Source organism: Bacillus sp. LQ16, assembly GCF_057784645.1.
This window is the reverse complement of the sequence record NZ_CM173491.1, coordinates 2,981,916-2,998,498: the sequence shown is the minus strand read 5'-3', so window position 1 is coordinate 2,998,498 and position 16,583 is coordinate 2,981,916. Positions and strand designations below refer to the sequence as shown.

General features: G+C 33.4%; 16 protein-coding genes and 1 riboswitch. Of the genes, 11 read left to right on the top strand and 5 right to left on the bottom strand.

The annotated features are described in order from the left end of the window. The first annotated feature begins 44 nt into the window (after positions 1-44). From AC3EMB_RS15080 to AC3EMB_RS15070, 3 genes are all read left to right on the top strand, one after another. Positions 45-569, top strand: coding sequence for an NUDIX hydrolase (locus AC3EMB_RS15080; protein WP_095690631.1), 525 nt, complete (start codon positions 45-47; stop codon positions 567-569). A gap of 308 nt (positions 570-877) precedes the next feature. Continuing rightward, entirely contained in the window at positions 878-1,735 is an 858-nt protein-coding gene (locus AC3EMB_RS15075; RefSeq protein ID WP_095690632.1) for a DUF1259 domain-containing protein, read from the top strand. Between the two features lie 737 nt (positions 1,736-2,472). Next, the gene (locus AC3EMB_RS15070) at positions 2,473-2,667 is read left to right on the top strand and encodes a hypothetical protein (protein ID WP_089171353.1); all 195 of its coding nucleotides are present in this window, start codon (positions 2,473-2,475) and stop codon (positions 2,665-2,667) included. Positions 2,668-2,724: 57 nt separating this feature from the next. Here the strand turns inward: AC3EMB_RS15070 and AC3EMB_RS15065 are convergent, their stop codons facing one another. Continuing rightward, complete coding sequence (locus AC3EMB_RS15065) at positions 2,725-3,489, bottom strand: class I SAM-dependent methyltransferase (RefSeq protein ID WP_089171352.1); 765 nt, start codon at positions 3,487-3,489, stop codon at positions 2,725-2,727. 864 nt (positions 3,490-4,353) lie between these two features. On the opposite strand from AC3EMB_RS15065, the gene AC3EMB_RS15060 reads away from it, so the two are divergent. The 6 genes from AC3EMB_RS15060 to AC3EMB_RS15035 all read left to right on the top strand — a co-directional run bounded on the left by AC3EMB_RS15060 (position 4,354) and on the right by AC3EMB_RS15035 (position 10,690). After that, positions 4,354-5,091, top strand: a complete 738-nt coding sequence (locus AC3EMB_RS15060) for a lipoprotein BA_5634 family protein (RefSeq protein WP_488517103.1) — start codon at positions 4,354-4,356, stop codon at positions 5,089-5,091. Positions 5,092-5,117: 26 nt separating this feature from the next. After that, positions 5,118-5,825 (top strand): ABC transporter ATP-binding protein, encoded by a 708-nt coding sequence (locus tag AC3EMB_RS15055; protein WP_488517102.1) that lies wholly within the window; start codon positions 5,118-5,120, stop codon positions 5,823-5,825. A gap of 2 nt (positions 5,826-5,827) precedes the next feature. After that, the gene (locus AC3EMB_RS15050) at positions 5,828-7,813 is read left to right on the top strand and encodes an ABC transporter permease (protein ID WP_488517101.1); all 1,986 of its coding nucleotides are present in this window, start codon (positions 5,828-5,830) and stop codon (positions 7,811-7,813) included. A gap of 78 nt (positions 7,814-7,891) precedes the next feature. Beyond that, complete coding sequence (locus AC3EMB_RS15045; RefSeq protein ID WP_001035092.1) at positions 7,892-8,590, top strand: response regulator transcription factor; 699 nt, start codon at positions 7,892-7,894, stop codon at positions 8,588-8,590. An 8-nt stretch (positions 8,591-8,598) separates the two neighbouring features. Next, positions 8,599-9,834, top strand: a complete 1,236-nt coding sequence (locus tag AC3EMB_RS15040; protein ID WP_000798889.1) for a HAMP domain-containing sensor histidine kinase — start codon at positions 8,599-8,601, stop codon at positions 9,832-9,834. A gap of 49 nt (positions 9,835-9,883) precedes the next feature. Then, positions 9,884-10,690: a hypothetical protein gene (locus tag AC3EMB_RS15035; protein ID WP_000483294.1), complete on the top strand. Its 807-nt coding sequence runs from the start codon at positions 9,884-9,886 to the stop codon at positions 10,688-10,690. A 114-nt stretch (positions 10,691-10,804) separates the two neighbouring features. On the opposite strand, the gene AC3EMB_RS15030 is transcribed toward AC3EMB_RS15035, so the two are convergent. From AC3EMB_RS15030 to AC3EMB_RS15020, 3 genes are all read right to left on the bottom strand, one after another. Then, positions 10,805-11,575 carry a DNA alkylation repair protein gene (locus AC3EMB_RS15030; RefSeq protein WP_182813147.1) on the bottom strand — a complete coding sequence of 257 codons (771 nt, stop codon included), beginning with the start codon at positions 11,573-11,575 and terminating at the stop codon, positions 10,805-10,807. 33 nt (positions 11,576-11,608) lie between these two features. After that, positions 11,609-11,914 carry an iron-sulfur cluster biosynthesis family protein gene (locus AC3EMB_RS15025; RefSeq protein ID WP_488517100.1) on the bottom strand — a complete coding sequence of 102 codons (306 nt, stop codon included), beginning with the start codon at positions 11,912-11,914 and terminating at the stop codon, positions 11,609-11,611. Between the two features lie 113 nt (positions 11,915-12,027). Further along, on the bottom strand, positions 12,028-13,494 hold the full coding sequence (locus AC3EMB_RS15020; protein WP_001083396.1) for an amino acid permease: 1,467 nt from the start codon (positions 13,492-13,494) through the stop codon (positions 12,028-12,030). Between the two features lie 112 nt (positions 13,495-13,606). Beyond that, positions 13,607-13,800, bottom strand: a riboswitch (Lysine riboswitch). A gap of 384 nt (positions 13,801-14,184) precedes the next feature. On the opposite strand from AC3EMB_RS15020, the gene AC3EMB_RS15015 reads away from it, so the two are divergent. Continuing rightward, positions 14,185-14,634 carry a GNAT family N-acetyltransferase gene (locus AC3EMB_RS15015; RefSeq protein ID WP_488517099.1) on the top strand — a complete coding sequence of 150 codons (450 nt, stop codon included), beginning with the start codon at positions 14,185-14,187 and terminating at the stop codon, positions 14,632-14,634. A 36-nt stretch (positions 14,635-14,670) separates the two neighbouring features. On the opposite strand, the gene AC3EMB_RS15010 is transcribed toward AC3EMB_RS15015, so the two are convergent. Beyond that, positions 14,671-15,573, bottom strand: a complete 903-nt coding sequence (locus AC3EMB_RS15010) for a sulfite exporter TauE/SafE family protein (RefSeq protein ID WP_001170743.1) — start codon at positions 15,571-15,573, stop codon at positions 14,671-14,673. Positions 15,574-15,778: 205 nt separating this feature from the next. Between AC3EMB_RS15010 and AC3EMB_RS15005 the strand changes: the two genes are divergently transcribed. Further along, the gene (locus AC3EMB_RS15005) at positions 15,779-16,576 is read left to right on the top strand and encodes a VOC family protein (protein ID WP_071732003.1); all 798 of its coding nucleotides are present in this window, start codon (positions 15,779-15,781) and stop codon (positions 16,574-16,576) included. The last annotated feature ends 7 nt before the right edge of the window (positions 16,577-16,583 follow it).

The window sequence follows — 16,583 nt, the reverse complement described above, 5'->3', positions numbered from 1 at the left end:
AATAAGCCAAATAACTCATGTGGAAAATGAAAGGAAATGATCGTATGTACAAATACACAATTTGCTTTATTAGAAAAAGCGATAAAATACTGCTATTAAATAGAAATAAAAAGCCGAATATGGGGATGTGGAATGGTGTTGGAGGAAAAATAGAAGAGAATGAAACGCCATACGAAGGAATAATTAGAGAAACGTTTGAGGAAACGGGCATAGAACTTTCAAGTGTAACGTATAAAGGGACTGTTGGTTTTAAAGGTAAAGATCAGCCCCAGGCTAGTGAAGGAATGTATGTGTTCGTTGCTGATTTGCCAGATGGAATGCAAATGAATACACCATTACGTACGGCTGAAGGCTTATTAGAATGGAAAGAAATTGATTGGATATTAGATGGTGATAATAGAGGTGTAGTTAGCAATTTACCAAAATACTTACCGACAGTATTAACAGAAGAAAATAAGTTAAAACATATATTCACGTACGATAACCGGAATATTATTAATTACACAACTGTATGTTTGAAAGAAGATGATGCGAACAAGCGATATGAAAAACAACTTGTTTCTCAATAGAAAGAATACGAAAACAATCAATCTTATAATCTAGTAGAGAATATTTTAATAGAGCAATCGACATTTATAAGTTGATTGCTCTCATTATTTAACTGAGAAAAAGACATGTTTAAAGTGCTCCTTATTATATGTCTATAACTTTATCGTGTAACATAATTTGAAATATAGTATGTACATTGAATAACTTGCTATGGTTCTCTATTAATCTTTCATAATTGTCTAAGCAGTTACTAGATTGCTAGCATAGAATATATTGTCTTCTGCAATTTTAGGAAGATAATCCTATAAAATTTTAGGAGGAATATACTATGGAAATAGAAAATCGACAAGTAGATCCAGTATTTGAAAATCTATGTCAACGCTTTTTTGATATTCTAGGTGGTACTGATCATTCAATTGATCCAGGACCTGTATGTACTGTAACTCGAACTAGAATATTTGATGAAACAGTATTAGGAAGAAAATCAAATTCACCTTTGGTTAATTATCAATTTTTTTCGTTTGAATCTCTTGATGAATCAGGAAATGCACTTTGTTTAGGGGAAACTGCAGCTTTTGAAAATCAGGTTGAACAAGTCCTTACTAATCTTCGTGATCGCGGTATTATCGTATCAGGTTTGCACAATCACTGGATAAATGAAAATCCACGTTTATTTTATATTCACTGGGAATCGATAGATGATCCGATTGCATTTGCGAGAAAATCAAGAGAATCTATTGATTTCTTAGGTCCAGTATTACCACCAGATTTGCCACCACCTGTAGTATCTCCAGAATTTCAAGCATTATGTGATGAATTTACTGCTACATTAGGTGGTGAAGGTGAAATTGAACCAGGGCCTGTATGTTTTGTTATGCGGAATGTGAATTTTGGAGCGACTATCTTTGGAAGACCTGCAAATTCACCTCTTGTGGGGCATCAACTTTTTTCGTTCGAATCCCTCGATCCATCCGAAGTTGCACTTTGTTTAGGTGAAACGGCAACGACTCAAGATCAGACTGATCAACTAATTTCACAACTTCTGAGATTTGGCTTTAAAGTATCGGCATTTCACAATCATTGGCTAGATGATAATCCTCATTTAATATATGTTCACTGGGAATCGATAGAAGATCCAATTGCATTTGCGAGAAAAACGAAAAATGCGATTGCGTTTTTGGGTTAGTTTTAATAAGGTAATTTAACTAAAAGAACTTGCTATTTTATAATAATTGGCAGAGTCGTAACCGCCTTTTGGCAGTAAATGTGCCAGTTGTTTTAGAATCAACGTGATATATTTGTATTGTGAGCGGCGGCAGAAAACATTGCTCATACAATTCCTTATAACTGAAAATGGATCGTCATAACCGATGGCGATGGTTGCAGAGTGAATGAATAGTTGAATTGCAATTTCACATTCAATTGCAATTCACGTTGTGTATACGGAGAAGGGCTTTTGCTCTTCTTCTAACTATTTAATAAAGTATGTAATGAAGATAGATTTAACAACATTAGGTAGCTGAAAGAAAAATGAAATTTCATGTACCTTATTTGAATTACAATATAATAAGTAATTACATAGTATCCAGGGAGGATGCTTTTTATTTTGGAGGAAAGTGAAGGTAATGGGAAACAAGAATATAGTATTAGTTAAGTTTACTGGCAAGGATGATACAGTTGAATATTATTATGAAGGGAAAGTTATGACTCAAGCTATTATCAAATATATGGACAAAATTAAAGCGATGTTTTTAATTTGATTAAAACAATATTAATGCTTGTAGGCGCAACCTTTATTTGGTTAGCGTCTTATTTGTTGTTAAGGAAAGATAGGTAGAAAAAATAGACTAGTAAACAAGCCGTATTTGAAATTTAAACATAGAATAGGATGAGTCTTATTAAAAAGAGGAGGGTCTGGTAGTTATGGGGTGTAATTGTAATTTTAGACATTTCCGAAATTGTAATAGATTTTGGGATGATTTAATGTTTTGTAGATGTAGACATAGAGACTGTGATGAATGTCGTTGTAAACGTGACCGTGATTGCGATTGTGATAAATGTCGACGTAAACGTAATCATGATCGTGACTGTGATTGTGATGAACGTAAAGAGTGGTAAATTTTTTAGGAAGAGTGCTTTGAAGAAAAGCACTCTTTTTGTATTTAGTATTTTATATTACCAGCCTCGAATGGCCTTAATGATAAAGCGATGTTGCTTCACATCAAAATATCCTTTTTGCAAGATAATCTCATGTATACGATATAACTCCTCATAATACCTTTCGACAGTGAAATCAGGAATTTGCCACGGAATTGCTTTTAAATAATAGACGATAGCGCCAATATCATAAAAGCGTTGGAAAGGGAATTCTTCTTTTGTTTCTAAGATAGTAAATCCGTTTTCCTGTAGTTCATTACATGCCGCTTCAAGCGACCAACTTGCAAATTCACTATTTAGTGGTGTGTCAAATTGGTCATTAAGTTCCGCGCAATCGAGACCGCCAACTTGTTGTGTAAGAAATGTTCCATTTGGAGAAAGGATTCTTTTTACTTCAGAAGCAGCATATGATTCATGTTGGTTTAGGATTAGATTAAACTGACCATCTTGAAATGGCAATGCAGTATCATCGTTCACCTCTACAACAGTAACCCCTAAAGGCTCTAATTTCTTTCGAGAAATTGGCACGTTTGGAGCGTAGCCCTCAGTAGCATAAATAGTTGACGGGAACGGTTGTAACATAGATAAAAACTCTCCGCCGCCAGTACCCATATCGAGCATTGATTCTGCATGTTGCATAAGCTGGAAAGCAGTACTGCCGTACGACCACGATAAAGGCTCACTCTTCATTCGACCCGCTTCTGAAATGAAAGAAAAATCCCAGCCGCTAAAATGTGTATTTGCACTTTCTAATAAAGTTAAAAATAATGGATCACGTTTCATAATTGTATCCTCCTATTTTGTAAGTAAATGATATGGTGAGAAAAGAAAAAAGGAGGACCTCTTATGAAAGGGGAACGGTTTTACGTTTCGTGTTCGAATAGATTCATATAAATTCGCTCCTTGTGAGAATAGTAATTTATATATTCGGGATAATCGAGTGGGAATCCTTTGAAATTATAGGAGAAGGTAGTTGTTTGATGAAAGATTGGATGGAGTGTACAGAAAAAGGGTGCACTCAAACTTTAGAAAAGGTATTTAGTAAACTTAAATTTCCGCCCAGCCCTTTTATGAGATATGTGATATTTCTCACTACTATTAAGTAACAATAAAGTCGTACTGTTTATAAAAGAAGTGACGTTTTTGTATCCCTTTGGATTTACTTATCTATGGGATAAGTAAAGAAGTAGACATATAAACTGAATATAAAAACGTTTTAATTCTTTGGAAACATTCCATAATTTAGTATTGTTATATATGGAATAATTTATTTGTACGAAAAGAGGAATAAGATGTTTATACAAAAGTATAAGGGTTTGATGCTAGGGATAGTTGGTGCTGTATTAGGAGTAATATCCTTTGTTTATTTTAAAGATTTAGATTATATATAAGACGGGCCTTAAGTTATTATCTGTAACATTAATCATTATAGGTCGGGTTATTGCCTGTGATTCGACCCGTTTCAATAAAAAAGAGAATAATAACGTATAAGATTATTATTATATAAATTTAGCTTGTTGAGCATGGGGAATACTAATCTTACAAAATTGTAAGATTAGAAGTCACATAGTTAGATAGAAGTCATTAACTTATGAAAAAAACTCATCTATAATCCAGATATAAATCATTTACTAAAGGAGTATTCTAATGAAAAAAATTATAAGTTATACGGTTGTTATTGCTATTTTTATAGGAATAGGATTAGGAGTAAAACGTTATGTGCAAGGTCCAGGACAACCAGTCGATGGGATTCTAGTTAGTGGTACTGCAACTGACGTAGAAAAAGTTAAACAAGAGTTTAAAGATGACACTAAACAATCAATAGACTATAAGGTAAAGTACGTCACAACAACAAAAAGGATTCCATTATCAGAAGAAGATAAGAAACAAAATGATACAAATGAAGAATTTGAAATCAACACTACAGAATATGCAGTTATTAATAGTTCTACCGCGGTAAAATTATTTAATAAGGGACTTCTAAGAGCTAGAAAAGATCCAAATTTAGCATCTATTATTTCTGAGAGGGTGAAAGATAAAAATAAAGTATCTAGTGATCAGAATCTATTATTTTCTTATGCGGCTAAGGATTCTATGGTTGATAATTTTGAAAATAACCAGTTGAATTTGAACGGTAAGATGGTATCTGCCCAGTATGTTAAACAGCAAATTTGGATTGGGTATGCCCCAATGAACCTTGTTATTCTAAACGACCAAGACTATAATACAATTTCTGAATCAGAGTCAATAATGAAATTGATTCAATTTCAAAAACGTAATTTTGATTATAAAAACAAACAAGAAGTAGACAAAGTTTTACAACAGATTGATAAGCTCTCTTCGAATAATCAGAATAAAATAAACTTTGTAGAGGTACAAGACTAAATTAAAATGAAAATAAGGTGATATAAATGGAAATCGTAAGAATAGAAAATGTAGTCAAAAGTTATGGTGAAGGAAATAGTAGGGTAGATGCTTTGAAGGGCATAAATCTTTCTATACAGCAAGGGGAATTTGTTTCAATCGTAGGAGCTTCTGGCTCAGGTAAAAGTACATTGTTGCATATTTTGGGAGGATTGGACCGTCCGAGTTCAGGACAAGTATTTATTGGAGGGAACAATATTTATAATTATTCAGATAATGAACTTTCGATATTTAGAAGAAGAAAAGTTGGTTTTATATTTCAGTTCTTTAATTTAATTCCTGTATTGAATGTGCAAGAGAATATAGCTTTGCCCACTTTACTAGATAATGAACCTGTAGATAATCCTTATATGGACGAAATTATTGAAATTCTGGGACTTCATGAAAGACGAAATCATTTACCATCTGAATTATCAGGAGGTCAGCAACAACGGGTTTCGATTGGGAGGGCACTTATAAATCGCCCACATTTAATCTTAGCTGATGAACCTACAGGAAATCTGGATACTCAAAACACAAAAGAAGTCATGGATTTATTAAGATTGACAGCAAAAAAATATAATCAAACTATTGTATTGATTACTCACGATTTAAAAATTGCATCAACTTCTGACCGTATTATTACAATTGAAGATGGCCAAATCATTTCCGATCAGTGGCTATCCACGAATAAGCCTAAGACGGGAGGAAACTAATCTTGATTGGTAATTATAAACAATTAAGCAGGAGATACTTAAAGGGAAATAAGAAACGAACAATTTTAACTTTGATAGGAATCGTACTCTCTGTATCGTTAATTTCTACAATCGGCCTATTTATGAACGGTACTCAGATTTCTCAAATCGAGAATACGAAAAAGAGGCAAGGGTATTCTTTTCATGCCGTTGTATTAAATTACGATGAATCGATATTGAAAAAAATTAAATATAACCCGCAAATTGAATCATTTGGTTTAATGTCACAGGGAGAAACAGTCCAAGTTGGAGAGGCTGCTGTAAAAATAAATTTTGCTGATGATAACGCCTTGGAATTTTTAAAATACAGTATTATTAAGGGCAGATTGCCATCTAATGATCAAGAAGTTGCTGTTGATCCCTGGGTATTACCTTATATAAAAGAAAATATTCAAATAGGTGATTCATTCGAATTAAATGAAAAAAAATACAAATTGGTTGGTTTTCTAAGTGATAGTACATATACACAGGAAAATAAGGTGGGACGGTTACTAACCTATAAGAGTAAGTTTAGCGCTGGTGAAGGAAAAATATTAGTTGGAATTAGCTCAAAAGCAAACTTTAATGAGGTTTTAGAGGGACTCAAGACCATTTCCGGAGAAAATAATATTAATATAAGTAATGAATTAATTCAATTAGAGAAACCAGGTTACAATAATTCGATTATGGCTACGCTAATTATTACAATCAGCATTGTTGTGATAGCGACAATTGTTGTGATTTACAACGCTTTTCAAATCAGTGTCGTAGAACGAACGAGGCAGTTTGGCTTGTTGAGAAGCATTGGTGCAACACGAAAGCAAATTAGACAAATCGTTCTGAGAGAAGCTACTTTTCTGGCTGTTATCGCTATACCAATTGGAATTATATGTAGCCTAATAGCACTTGCCTCTCTGCAGTTCACTTTTTCACTTTTAATGGAAAATAGTAAAGCGGTCTCGATATTTTATGTTGATTGGAATATTTTACTAGTAAGTTCGATTATTACCTTGCTTTCTGTAATAGCGTCAAGTTTGTACCCAGCTTATTTTGCAGGGAAAATCTCCCCTTTGTTGGCAATTAGTAGCAGGTTGTCAATTAAAAAGGAACAAATCAATAAACAAAAGAATTCCATGGTGAAAAAACCTTTATCTATTCCTTTGAGCATGGCTATGAAAAATGTTAAGCGAAATAAAAATCGCTATACCATTACAATCTTATCAATTATTATAAGTAGTGTGTTATTTATTACTTTCTCGTATTTAATGAGTGTTGCATTTGCATCTAAATCTGTTGATAAGTTATCTGTTAAATCGGATATTACAATTAAGATAGTGGATAATAATCCAGATCATTTAGCTGAAGGTGAACAAGTTTTGTATCAATTGAAATCACTTGAAAATATATCTAAAGTATACGAAAAAAAGGAGAATAGCTTTGAAACTAAATTAAAGGATGTAACTCAATCTTCCGCGACAGTAAAGGAAATAGAAAACACGATTGGAAAAAGCTATTCCATTACAATCGTAAATAATTATCAAGAAAATAAAACAAAAAAAGAAGAAAAACTTACTTTACAAGTGCTTGCATATGGTTTCATCACAGTCATTTCTTTAATTAGTAGCGTTAATATCCTCAATACTATAACTATAAGTATCATGACTAGACGAAAAGAATTGGCCGCTTTGAAATCCATTGGTATGTCACAAAAGGATTTGAAAAAAATGATTACCTATGAAGCTTTGATTTACGGTTTTTCTGGAAGTTTACAAGGAATCTTTTTTGGCTGTATATTGTCTTATATTATATATTTAGCTATATCTGATATGTTGAAAATGACATGGACGATTCCCTATGAGGCTTGTATCATTACGTTTGTTTCAGCTTTAATAATTAGTTATTTATCAGTCTTAAATCCATTGAAAAAAATTCAACAAGATAATATTATTGATAATATCAGAGAACAATAATATTATAAGCCTGGCTAGATTATAGCCAGGCTATTGTAATTGGAGTATAAGCTAGGGGAAAAAAAGGAGAGGGCATACTTGAATAAAAAAATATTACTAGTTGAAGATGATGAAGCTCTTGGCATAGCCATCGAATTTTCATTGAGAAATGAAGGTTATGAGGTGATTAGAGCGTCCAGTGTAAAAGAAGCTAAACACCAGTTTGTTCACAATACATTTGATTTGTCCATCCTTGATATCGGCCTACCAGATGGTAATGGTTATGACTTATGTTTGTATTTTAAAAAGAAAAACGAGAATTCGATTATTATTTTCTTAACTGCACTAGATGAAGAAGCAAATGTGGTAATGGGGCTGGATATAGGCGGTGATGATTATATAACCAAACCTTTTCGGGTTAGGGAACTTATCGCCAGAGTGAAAGTACAATTGCGTAAACAAGCGTCGCTAGAAACGCCATCTCAAATTTTAAGATCTGAGAATATAAGAATCGATACGAACCTAGTCAAGGTTTATAAAAATTGTGAAAGTATTACATTGACGAATTTAGAATACAAGCTGCTATTGAATTTCATGAAGAATTCTCACAAAGCATTAAAAAGAGATGAACTCCTACAACAAATAACAGAAGGAGAAAATGTTTTTTTTGATGAAAACACGTTATCTGTATACATAAAGCGTTTAAGAGCTAAAGTTGAAGACAATCCTCAAAAACCACAGTTTATCGTTACCGAAAGAGGATATGGTTATCGTTGGAGCAAGGACGTGATTGGGTGAGCAAGATAATGAAAAATACCGAGTTAAAAAGTTATATGACGATACTAGCCGTCCTTTTATCTATATTTGTGATTTACCAATTTATTATTCAACAATTATTTTATGATCATTTGAAAAGAGACTCTATTGCAACATGGGGGGAAATTACAGCTAGGTTGGTAGAGCAGAATCCAGAAAATGAAGCGGAAATTATGAAAGTCTTATCAAGTCATTCGTCTCACTCAAGTAAATATCAGGAAAAAGGGACAGAGATCCTAAAGCAATATGGATTATATGAAGACTTGGATTCAAAATTTTTTCCTCACTTAAATAATCTAATTATTAATCACAATCAATTTATGATGTGGGGATTGATTGCTTTTGGATTTTTACTTTTTGTTGCAAACTACATGCAACAAAAAATTATTTTCAATAAGATTAGCCAGCTTACTAGAGCTGCAAAAAAGATAATCGAGGGAGATTACTCGGTTGTCATCAATGAAAATAAAGAGGGGGATTTCGCGAAACTGGCGATTTCATTTCGTTCAATGAGGGATATCATTAGAAAAAATATGCATGATTTGCTTGAAGAGAAACGGTTTTTAGGAGAAATGTTGCAGGATATATCTCATCAGTTAAAAACGCCGCTTTCAACTATTTCTATCTATAATGAAATGTTGTTAAATGAGAAACTATCCCGAGAGCAACAAGCTCAATTACTACAAAATAATGATATTCAGATTTCTAGAATGAATGTCTTAATTCAGAATTTGTTAAAAGTAGCAAAAATTGATGCAAAAGCGATTTCGTTTGATAAAGAGCCAGGGAATTTAGTAGATACGACTGAGGAAGTACTAAATCGCTTGCAAAGCATGATAAGTGATAAAAATATTTTGATTGATTGGAATGCACCTAGAGAAATAGTCGTTATTCACGACAAATTATGGATGCAGGAAGCTTTGTTAAACCTGTTGAAGAATGCAATCGAACATTCTAAACCCGGTGGTAAAATAATGATTCAGGCCAAAAATTCTCCAACCTATACAGAACTAGTAATCCAAGACTTTGGAGAGGGAATTTCAGCTGAAGAATTACCTCATATTTTTGAACGATTCTATAAATCAAGTAGTTCTAAAAAGCACGGATCGACCGGAATTGGATTGGCACTTGTCAAAGCTATTATAGAGGCACATCACGCCTTAATTACAGTTGAAAGTGAAAAAAATGCTTATACAAAATTTACAATTATTTTTATGAAATTTTAATAACAGTTTGGTATATATTTTAATCTTTTTAATATAAAGGGGTTTTTTTATGTTTAATAGATTGAAGTGTTTTCTTTTATCTGAGAAAGAAATAGTTGATACTGTGAAAAAATACAAGGAGGAAAAAATACACGTTTCCATAATAAAAGATTTTTTAGGGGATTTAATCTTAATAAGAACTTTTACATTTTTAATGTTTGTTCCAGTATCAACTTTTATTTTTTCAGTTATAATTTATGGAGCTGTTTTCTTTTTATCAGGCATTAAGATTACTGTTTGGGGCATCACTATAATGTTATTAGTTCCAATAACATTACTTTTCTATATGAATATAACTAATACATCAATTATTATAACTGATTTAGTGAGAAAATTTTTATTAACCATAAAATATCTAAATCCATTTTACTCAATCATAAATAAACCTTGGCTCTTTATTTTTGAATTATTAATTGGTTTTTTATATGTATTTCTGCTATCTTTATTTTCTATTTGGATAGTATTACATTCATTAGAAATAGATTTTTCTGAATTTAGTTCGGAGGACAATCGAAGTTTTCAATTTTCAATTATTATTTTACATACAGCAATTTATTTGTTTATAAGAGTTCATGGCCAGTATTGTAAGACAACTAAGCAAAAAATTAAAAAGCTGAAAATGAAGTTTTATTTATGGTTTTGTTCTATGATTGCAAGTATTGTATATATATTTGAATCACTCTTTAATTATATGAATGGAATCCAAGCAATTTATTTTATTTTTGTTTTAATGATTGCTTTAGAAAGAACAGTGACACATTATAAGAAATTTATAGATTTTTTAGAATGTGAAAATTTGTATGAAAAATATTTTTAGAGAGAAAAGTCTTTTGAAATATAAAAAGTTATACCTACTAAATACTGGACGAGTAAAAAAACGCTATTCTTTTTCTAGAATCATAGGAAAAGATAGCGTTTTTGTTTAATATACTCAAAAACAAAAATCTTTTGGTAAAGTACCATTTTTAATAACTGTTCTTAACCCATGTTTTATAATCCAAGGATTAATAGGATGCTGTTTATCACGTAATTGCTGTAACCACTGAAAAACGAGTTCTTTATCTTCTTTCGTAATATCGTTAATATGATTGGCTACAGATTTTTGAACATATTTAGAAGGGTCATTCATTAATGGTTCAAGAAGTTGTAAATTGTACTTAAAATCACCTTTTAGAGCTTCTATTTTTTTAGCCCAAGGAAGCCTTGGTCTTGTACCTTCAGAAACTAATCTCCTAATGTGGCTGTTTTCGTCATGAATCCACTGTTGTAATATGTTTAGTGTATCTTCATGGTATGTTTCAAGAAAGGGCCGAATGGCATATTCAGCAGTATTCCTTTTCGTTATTTCATACATTGCATTAAACGAGATTTTAAAATCGTTAAGCCCATATTTTTCAACGTATTTTGCAACAGGCATGTACATATATCCATTTGTAAATGTGCCTACTTCTGTTGTATTTTCTGGTCCTAATGTTTTCAGTAATATATGTATTGCGGCATTAAAATCTTTTTGTAAAGCATTGTGTAATTCATCTGCAATTACTTCAATACGCTGTTTTAACTCTAAATTTTCAACTTTACAAGCTACAGAATCTACAAAGATGCTTTTAGAGAAACAAGGATCGTGTTTACAAATAGAATCAGCTATTTTTTCTGCTAATTCTTCATTAAATAAAAATTTTAACGGAACATATTTACCCATTTTTTCACCTCGGTGGTCAAATGAAAACAATTTTTATTTTTTAATCGACAATCCATAAACCAAAGTCTCACTCGGAGTCGTAACACTAAAACCTGTCGTCTTATAATCAAGTTTCACCGTATCACCAGTGTAGTCTTTCGTGAATGAATCCATTTGTACGATAAGCTCTGCATCTTCATATACAACATCATCTGCGTTATATGTATCCCAAATTAAATCGACATCAACGAAAATACTACAAGAGTTCGTCATTGTTCCTCTAATGCGAACGATTTTTTTATCTTCAAGTTCTAATCTATGTATAGCTGCTTTTGCTTCATCAGTAATGCGGATGTTCATTGTATCCCAACCTTTATTTATATTTCCTTTATTATTGCAAAAACAGGAGCAATAGGGAAGTAAAGAGGTTTGCAACAAAAAACGAGCAAACAAATTTGTTTGCTCGTTTCACTTTATTTTAGTTCACATTTATCAAGTGGAATCACTTTTGTTTTTTTCGTAAATTTATAACCTAACCATAGTACTAAGAAGAGTGGTAAACCGATGTAAGAAACGAGTACACCGTTCCAATCAATTGCTTCACCCATAAATGCGCCGTAGTTTTGTCCTAAAATTACGATGATACAAAGTGTAAATGCGAAGATTGGACCGAATGGGAACCATTTTGCTCTATATGGTAAGTCATTTAAATCTTTTCCTTGTGCGATATATGCTTTACGGAAACGGTAATGACTAATTGCAATTCCAACCCATGCGATAAAACCAGACATTCCGGATGCGTTTAATAACCAAATGTATACAACACCATCACCGAATAAAGAAGCAATGAAAGCAATACTACCAACAATTGACGTTACGATTAACGCGTTAACAGGTACACCGCGGCTATCTAATTTACCAAGAAACTTTGGTGCTTTTCCTTGGCGTGCTAAATCCCAAAGCATACGAGTTGATGCATACATACCAGAGTTACCAGCAGATAGTACAGCAGTTAAAATAACAGCGTTCATAACAGAAGCAGCAAAGGCAACGCCCGCTTTTTCAAAAATAAGTGTAAACGGACTTACTGTAACATCACTTGCAGCAAGGCTTTCAGTTGTATAAGGAATTAATAAACCGATAACGAGAATCGCAAGGATATAGAATAAAAGAATACGCCAAAAGATTGAACGAATTGCTTTTGGGATATTACGTTCTGGATCAGACGTTTCACCAGCAGCTACTCCTAATAGTTCAGTACCTTGGAATGAGAAACCAGCTGCCATAAACACACCGATAATTGCCATGATACCGCCGTTAAATGGTGCATCTGCAACAGTGAAGTTTTTAAATCCAACCGTTTCACCGCCCATAATTCCAAAAATCATCATGAAACCAACAATTAAAAAGATAATAATCGTAACTACTTTAATAAGTGCGAACCAATATTCAGATTCACCAAACCCTTTAACAGATAAATAGTTTAAAAGGAAAATAATAGCTAAACATAATCCGCTCCAAATAAGAGAAGGGGTATCTGGGAACCAAAATTTCATAATTAATGTTACGGCTGCAAGTTCAGCAGCAATCGTAATTGCCCAGTTATACCAATAGTTCCATCCAAGTGCAAAGCCAAGTGATGGATCAACAAATTTTGTTGCATACGTGCTAAAAGATCCAGTAACAGGCATGTAAGCTGCAAGTTCAGCTAAGCTTGTCATTAAAAAATAAACCATAATTCCAATTGCGGCGTATGCAATTAATGCGCCACCAGGTCCAGCTGTATGGATGACACCACCGCTGGCAAGAAATAGTCCGGTACCAATTGTACCACCGAGAGAAATCATCGTAAGGTGACGAGATTTTAATCCGCGTTTTAATTCACCTTGTCCTTGTGTAGTTTGCGTTTTAGAGGTAGATTGATTTGTTGCGCTATTCATGTTCAACACTCCTTTTCTTGTAGGTTAGGAAGGAGCGGGGGAGAAAAATACAAAAAACCGCCAAAGGAATTTGGCGGAACGTTTCACAAATAACCACCCCATCATACCCTTCCGTTAAGATAGCACCCCACGTTTACACGGTAATTTTGTAAACGTGACAGTTCTGTTCCTTTCGGAGACAGCCCCAGCTCATATTTCCAGAGAAGAAATATAAACTTCGGCAACTTTTCCTTTCAAACGGAGTCAGCTGACATTCTCTGTGTCTCGTCCGTTTTACTATTAAAAGTCGCAACCTCTACCTCATCGGATTGATGAGGATTTATATATTGCTAAGATTTTTAATATATGGCAATTGTAATGACTTTCTGAATATATTGCAAGATATTTTGTTAGGAAAAGTCAAAAAATATCGGTTATTGTATAGGAAACGCTTGCAAAACTCCACCCGAACCTACTATTATGTAGCAATAAGCAAAGAAAAAATTGTTATACAAATGTTTCGCAAAAAATATTGAAAAACCCTCTAAATTAAAAGAAAATTCAGAAAAATATAATTCGACATAACTATCAAAAGAGGATTATTCCTTAAATTCGTTTCAAAGAATAAGTATAAATTTAACGAATAGGATGAATATTCTTTTTATTTTTAGTAAAATTGAGGTATTGTTTAATTGAAAAGGGGAAATCAATATGAAATTAGAAACAGAAAGGCTCTATATAGTGCCGTGTACAGAAGAGAGAATTCAAATTGCTAACGAGCAAGGATACAATAGCGGTCCGCATATTGTAGGGCATGTAAAGAATGTAAAACAAGATGTGGCTTTATTACCATGGGGGGCGTGGTATGTTCTTCGGAAAGAAGATGATAGCGTTTTAGGTGATATTGGATTTAAAGGTGGACCAAACGAGAATCAAACAGTGGAAATTGGCTATGGATTTATTGAGAAATATTGGAATAAGGGCTATGCAACAGAAGCTGTAAGAGAACTAATCGATTGGGCTTTCAAAACAGGAGAGGTAGAAACAATAATTGCAGAGACACTTCTAGATAATTATAGTTCGATTCGTGTTTTAGAAAAGTTACATATGAAGAGAGTAAATGCTACAGAAACGATGATTAATTGGAAAATAGAAAAATAAAAAATACCGCTCTAAATTGGGCGGTATTTCTTATAGTTATGGTAGCATTTGCTTCTGATCATTTGGATACTCAGCGGTTGATGCGTTAGGACGATTGGAATGATTTCGAACAGCAATGAAAATAGAAATAATAACGACAAGACCAACTGCAACGTAAGAAAGTGAAATAATAGTTGGATCCACTTTAAATGTAGTAAGCAGTGTACGTATATTCGTAAAGATAATAAGACCGCCAACTAATACCCCAAGTAAATGTGCTGGAACGATACGAACTAACCATGCAGCAATTGGAGCTGCGACAATACCGCCAAGCATTAACGCAAATACCCAAACCCAGCTTACTTGTTCCCAGCCAAGTGAGATGAAGAAGCCAATTGTTGCAGCAAGTGAAACAGGAAATTCACTCGTATCTACAGATCCAATAACTTTTCTAGCTTCATTTCCTCTTGCTAGAAGAACAGGCGTCGTAATCGGCCCCCAACCACCGCCACCAGTTGAATCAACGAATCCAGCGAATAAACCAAGCGGCACAAGTTGTTTTGCAGACATACGCTTATTTGAAGTGACAATTTGTTTTTGAATGATGAATCGTAATAAAATATAAACCCCTAAAGTAAATAAAAATACGGAAATGTACGGTTTGATTACATCGCCAGGCAAATTACTTAAAAAACATGCCCCAACAAATGCGCCGATTGCCCCAGGTAATGTAAGTCTAGAAACGGTATATTTATCAACGTTTCCAAATTTGATATGAGATGCGCCAGAAGCTGCAGTTGTAACCACTTCAGCTAAATGAACGGACGCGGAAGCTACAGCCGGTGCAATACCAAACATTAATAATAGTGAAGTAGACGTTACCCCATACGCCATTCCAAGTGCTCCATCGATCAATTGAGCGAAAAATCCGATAATAGCAAAGACAATTAATTTCTGCATAAATAATCCCCCTGTAATAATAAATGAAAAAGACACTTTTCCCGTATGAGAAAAGTGCCTTTGGTTTTTCCAATCAGCAATAATTAAATTTGTTTCATTATAATACATATTAATCGTATAAATCAACTAGGTTTTAAAGTTTTTGAATTGAATGAAAGAAAAATAAAATATACAATAAAAGGATGGAGAGAAAGGGGAGAAAGACATGTTACGATTTGATCATCTCGTTCACACAGTTCATGGTACACCGGAGGAAGCGGCAAAACAAATGCAGGAACTTGGATTTCATACCGCACTAGGCGGAGAGCATACGAACTGGGGTACTTGGAATAGTTTAAGTTATTTTGACTTATCATATATAGAATTTTTAGCAGTTCAACATGAAGAAAAAGCGAAAGAAGCAGAAAATCCATTAGTACAAGAAACAGTGGTGAAACTACAAAATGGAGAAGGAATGCTACAAATCGCAATCCGAACAGATGCAATTGAGGAGCTAGTAGTTAACTTTAAGAAGCACGGCTTACATACGATAGGGCCATTTGAAGGGAAACGCATGAGAAAAGATGGCCGGCTTTTAGAATGGAAAATGTTATTTGTTAAGCAAGAAGAGAACGGACTGAAATTACCTTTCTTTATACAGTGGAATGAAACGGACGAAGAAAGAAGAAATGATTTACGTAACATTGGAACGATTACGGAACATAAAAACAAAGTACAACAAATTGAAACGATCCATTATGCAGTGAAAAACGTTCGAGAAACGGTGCGGAAATGGAAAGAAGTAATGGGACTATCTACAAGCTCAGTTGTGAAAAATGAAAAATGGAATGCTGAGTGTCAAAGTGTAGTGTTTGGAGATATTCATGTACAGTTTTGTGAACCGATTGAAGAAGGGCTAGTGCTAGAACATTTGAATAAGAATGGCGAAAATCCATTTGCAGTAGAGTTTACAGGTGGAAATAAACGAGAGCATGAAGTGCTAGGTAGTTTGTACATATATTAATAGAGGT

Coding starts and splice junctions, on each gene's coding strand:
- AC3EMB_RS15010 (WP_001170743.1), bottom strand. CDS start 15,573: ATGCAGAAATTAATTGTCTTTGCTATTATCGGATTTTTCGCTCAATTG.
- AC3EMB_RS15060 (WP_488517103.1), top strand. CDS start 4,354: ATGAAAAAAATTATAAGTTATACGGTTGTTATTGCTATTTTTATAGGA.
- AC3EMB_RS15030 (WP_182813147.1), bottom strand. CDS start 11,575: ATGGGTAAATATGTTCCGTTAAAATTTTTATTTAATGAAGAATTAGCA.
- AC3EMB_RS15070 (WP_089171353.1), top strand. CDS start 2,473: ATGGGGTGTAATTGTAATTTTAGACATTTCCGAAATTGTAATAGATTT.
- AC3EMB_RS15025 (WP_488517100.1), bottom strand. CDS start 11,914: ATGAACATCCGCATTACTGATGAAGCAAAAGCAGCTATACATAGATTA.
- AC3EMB_RS15035 (WP_000483294.1), top strand. CDS start 9,884: ATGTTTAATAGATTGAAGTGTTTTCTTTTATCTGAGAAAGAAATAGTT.
- AC3EMB_RS15005 (WP_071732003.1), top strand. CDS start 15,779: ATGTTACGATTTGATCATCTCGTTCACACAGTTCATGGTACACCGGAG.
- AC3EMB_RS15020 (WP_001083396.1), bottom strand. CDS start 13,494: ATGAATAGCGCAACAAATCAATCTACCTCTAAAACGCAAACTACACAA.
- AC3EMB_RS15080 (WP_095690631.1), top strand. CDS start 45: ATGTACAAATACACAATTTGCTTTATTAGAAAAAGCGATAAAATACTG.
- AC3EMB_RS15055 (WP_488517102.1), top strand. CDS start 5,118: ATGGAAATCGTAAGAATAGAAAATGTAGTCAAAAGTTATGGTGAAGGA.
- AC3EMB_RS15015 (WP_488517099.1), top strand. CDS start 14,185: ATGAAATTAGAAACAGAAAGGCTCTATATAGTGCCGTGTACAGAAGAG.
- AC3EMB_RS15065 (WP_089171352.1), bottom strand. CDS start 3,489: ATGAAACGTGATCCATTATTTTTAACTTTATTAGAAAGTGCAAATACA.
- AC3EMB_RS15040 (WP_000798889.1), top strand. CDS start 8,599: ATGAAAAATACCGAGTTAAAAAGTTATATGACGATACTAGCCGTCCTT.
- AC3EMB_RS15075 (WP_095690632.1), top strand. CDS start 878: ATGGAAATAGAAAATCGACAAGTAGATCCAGTATTTGAAAATCTATGT.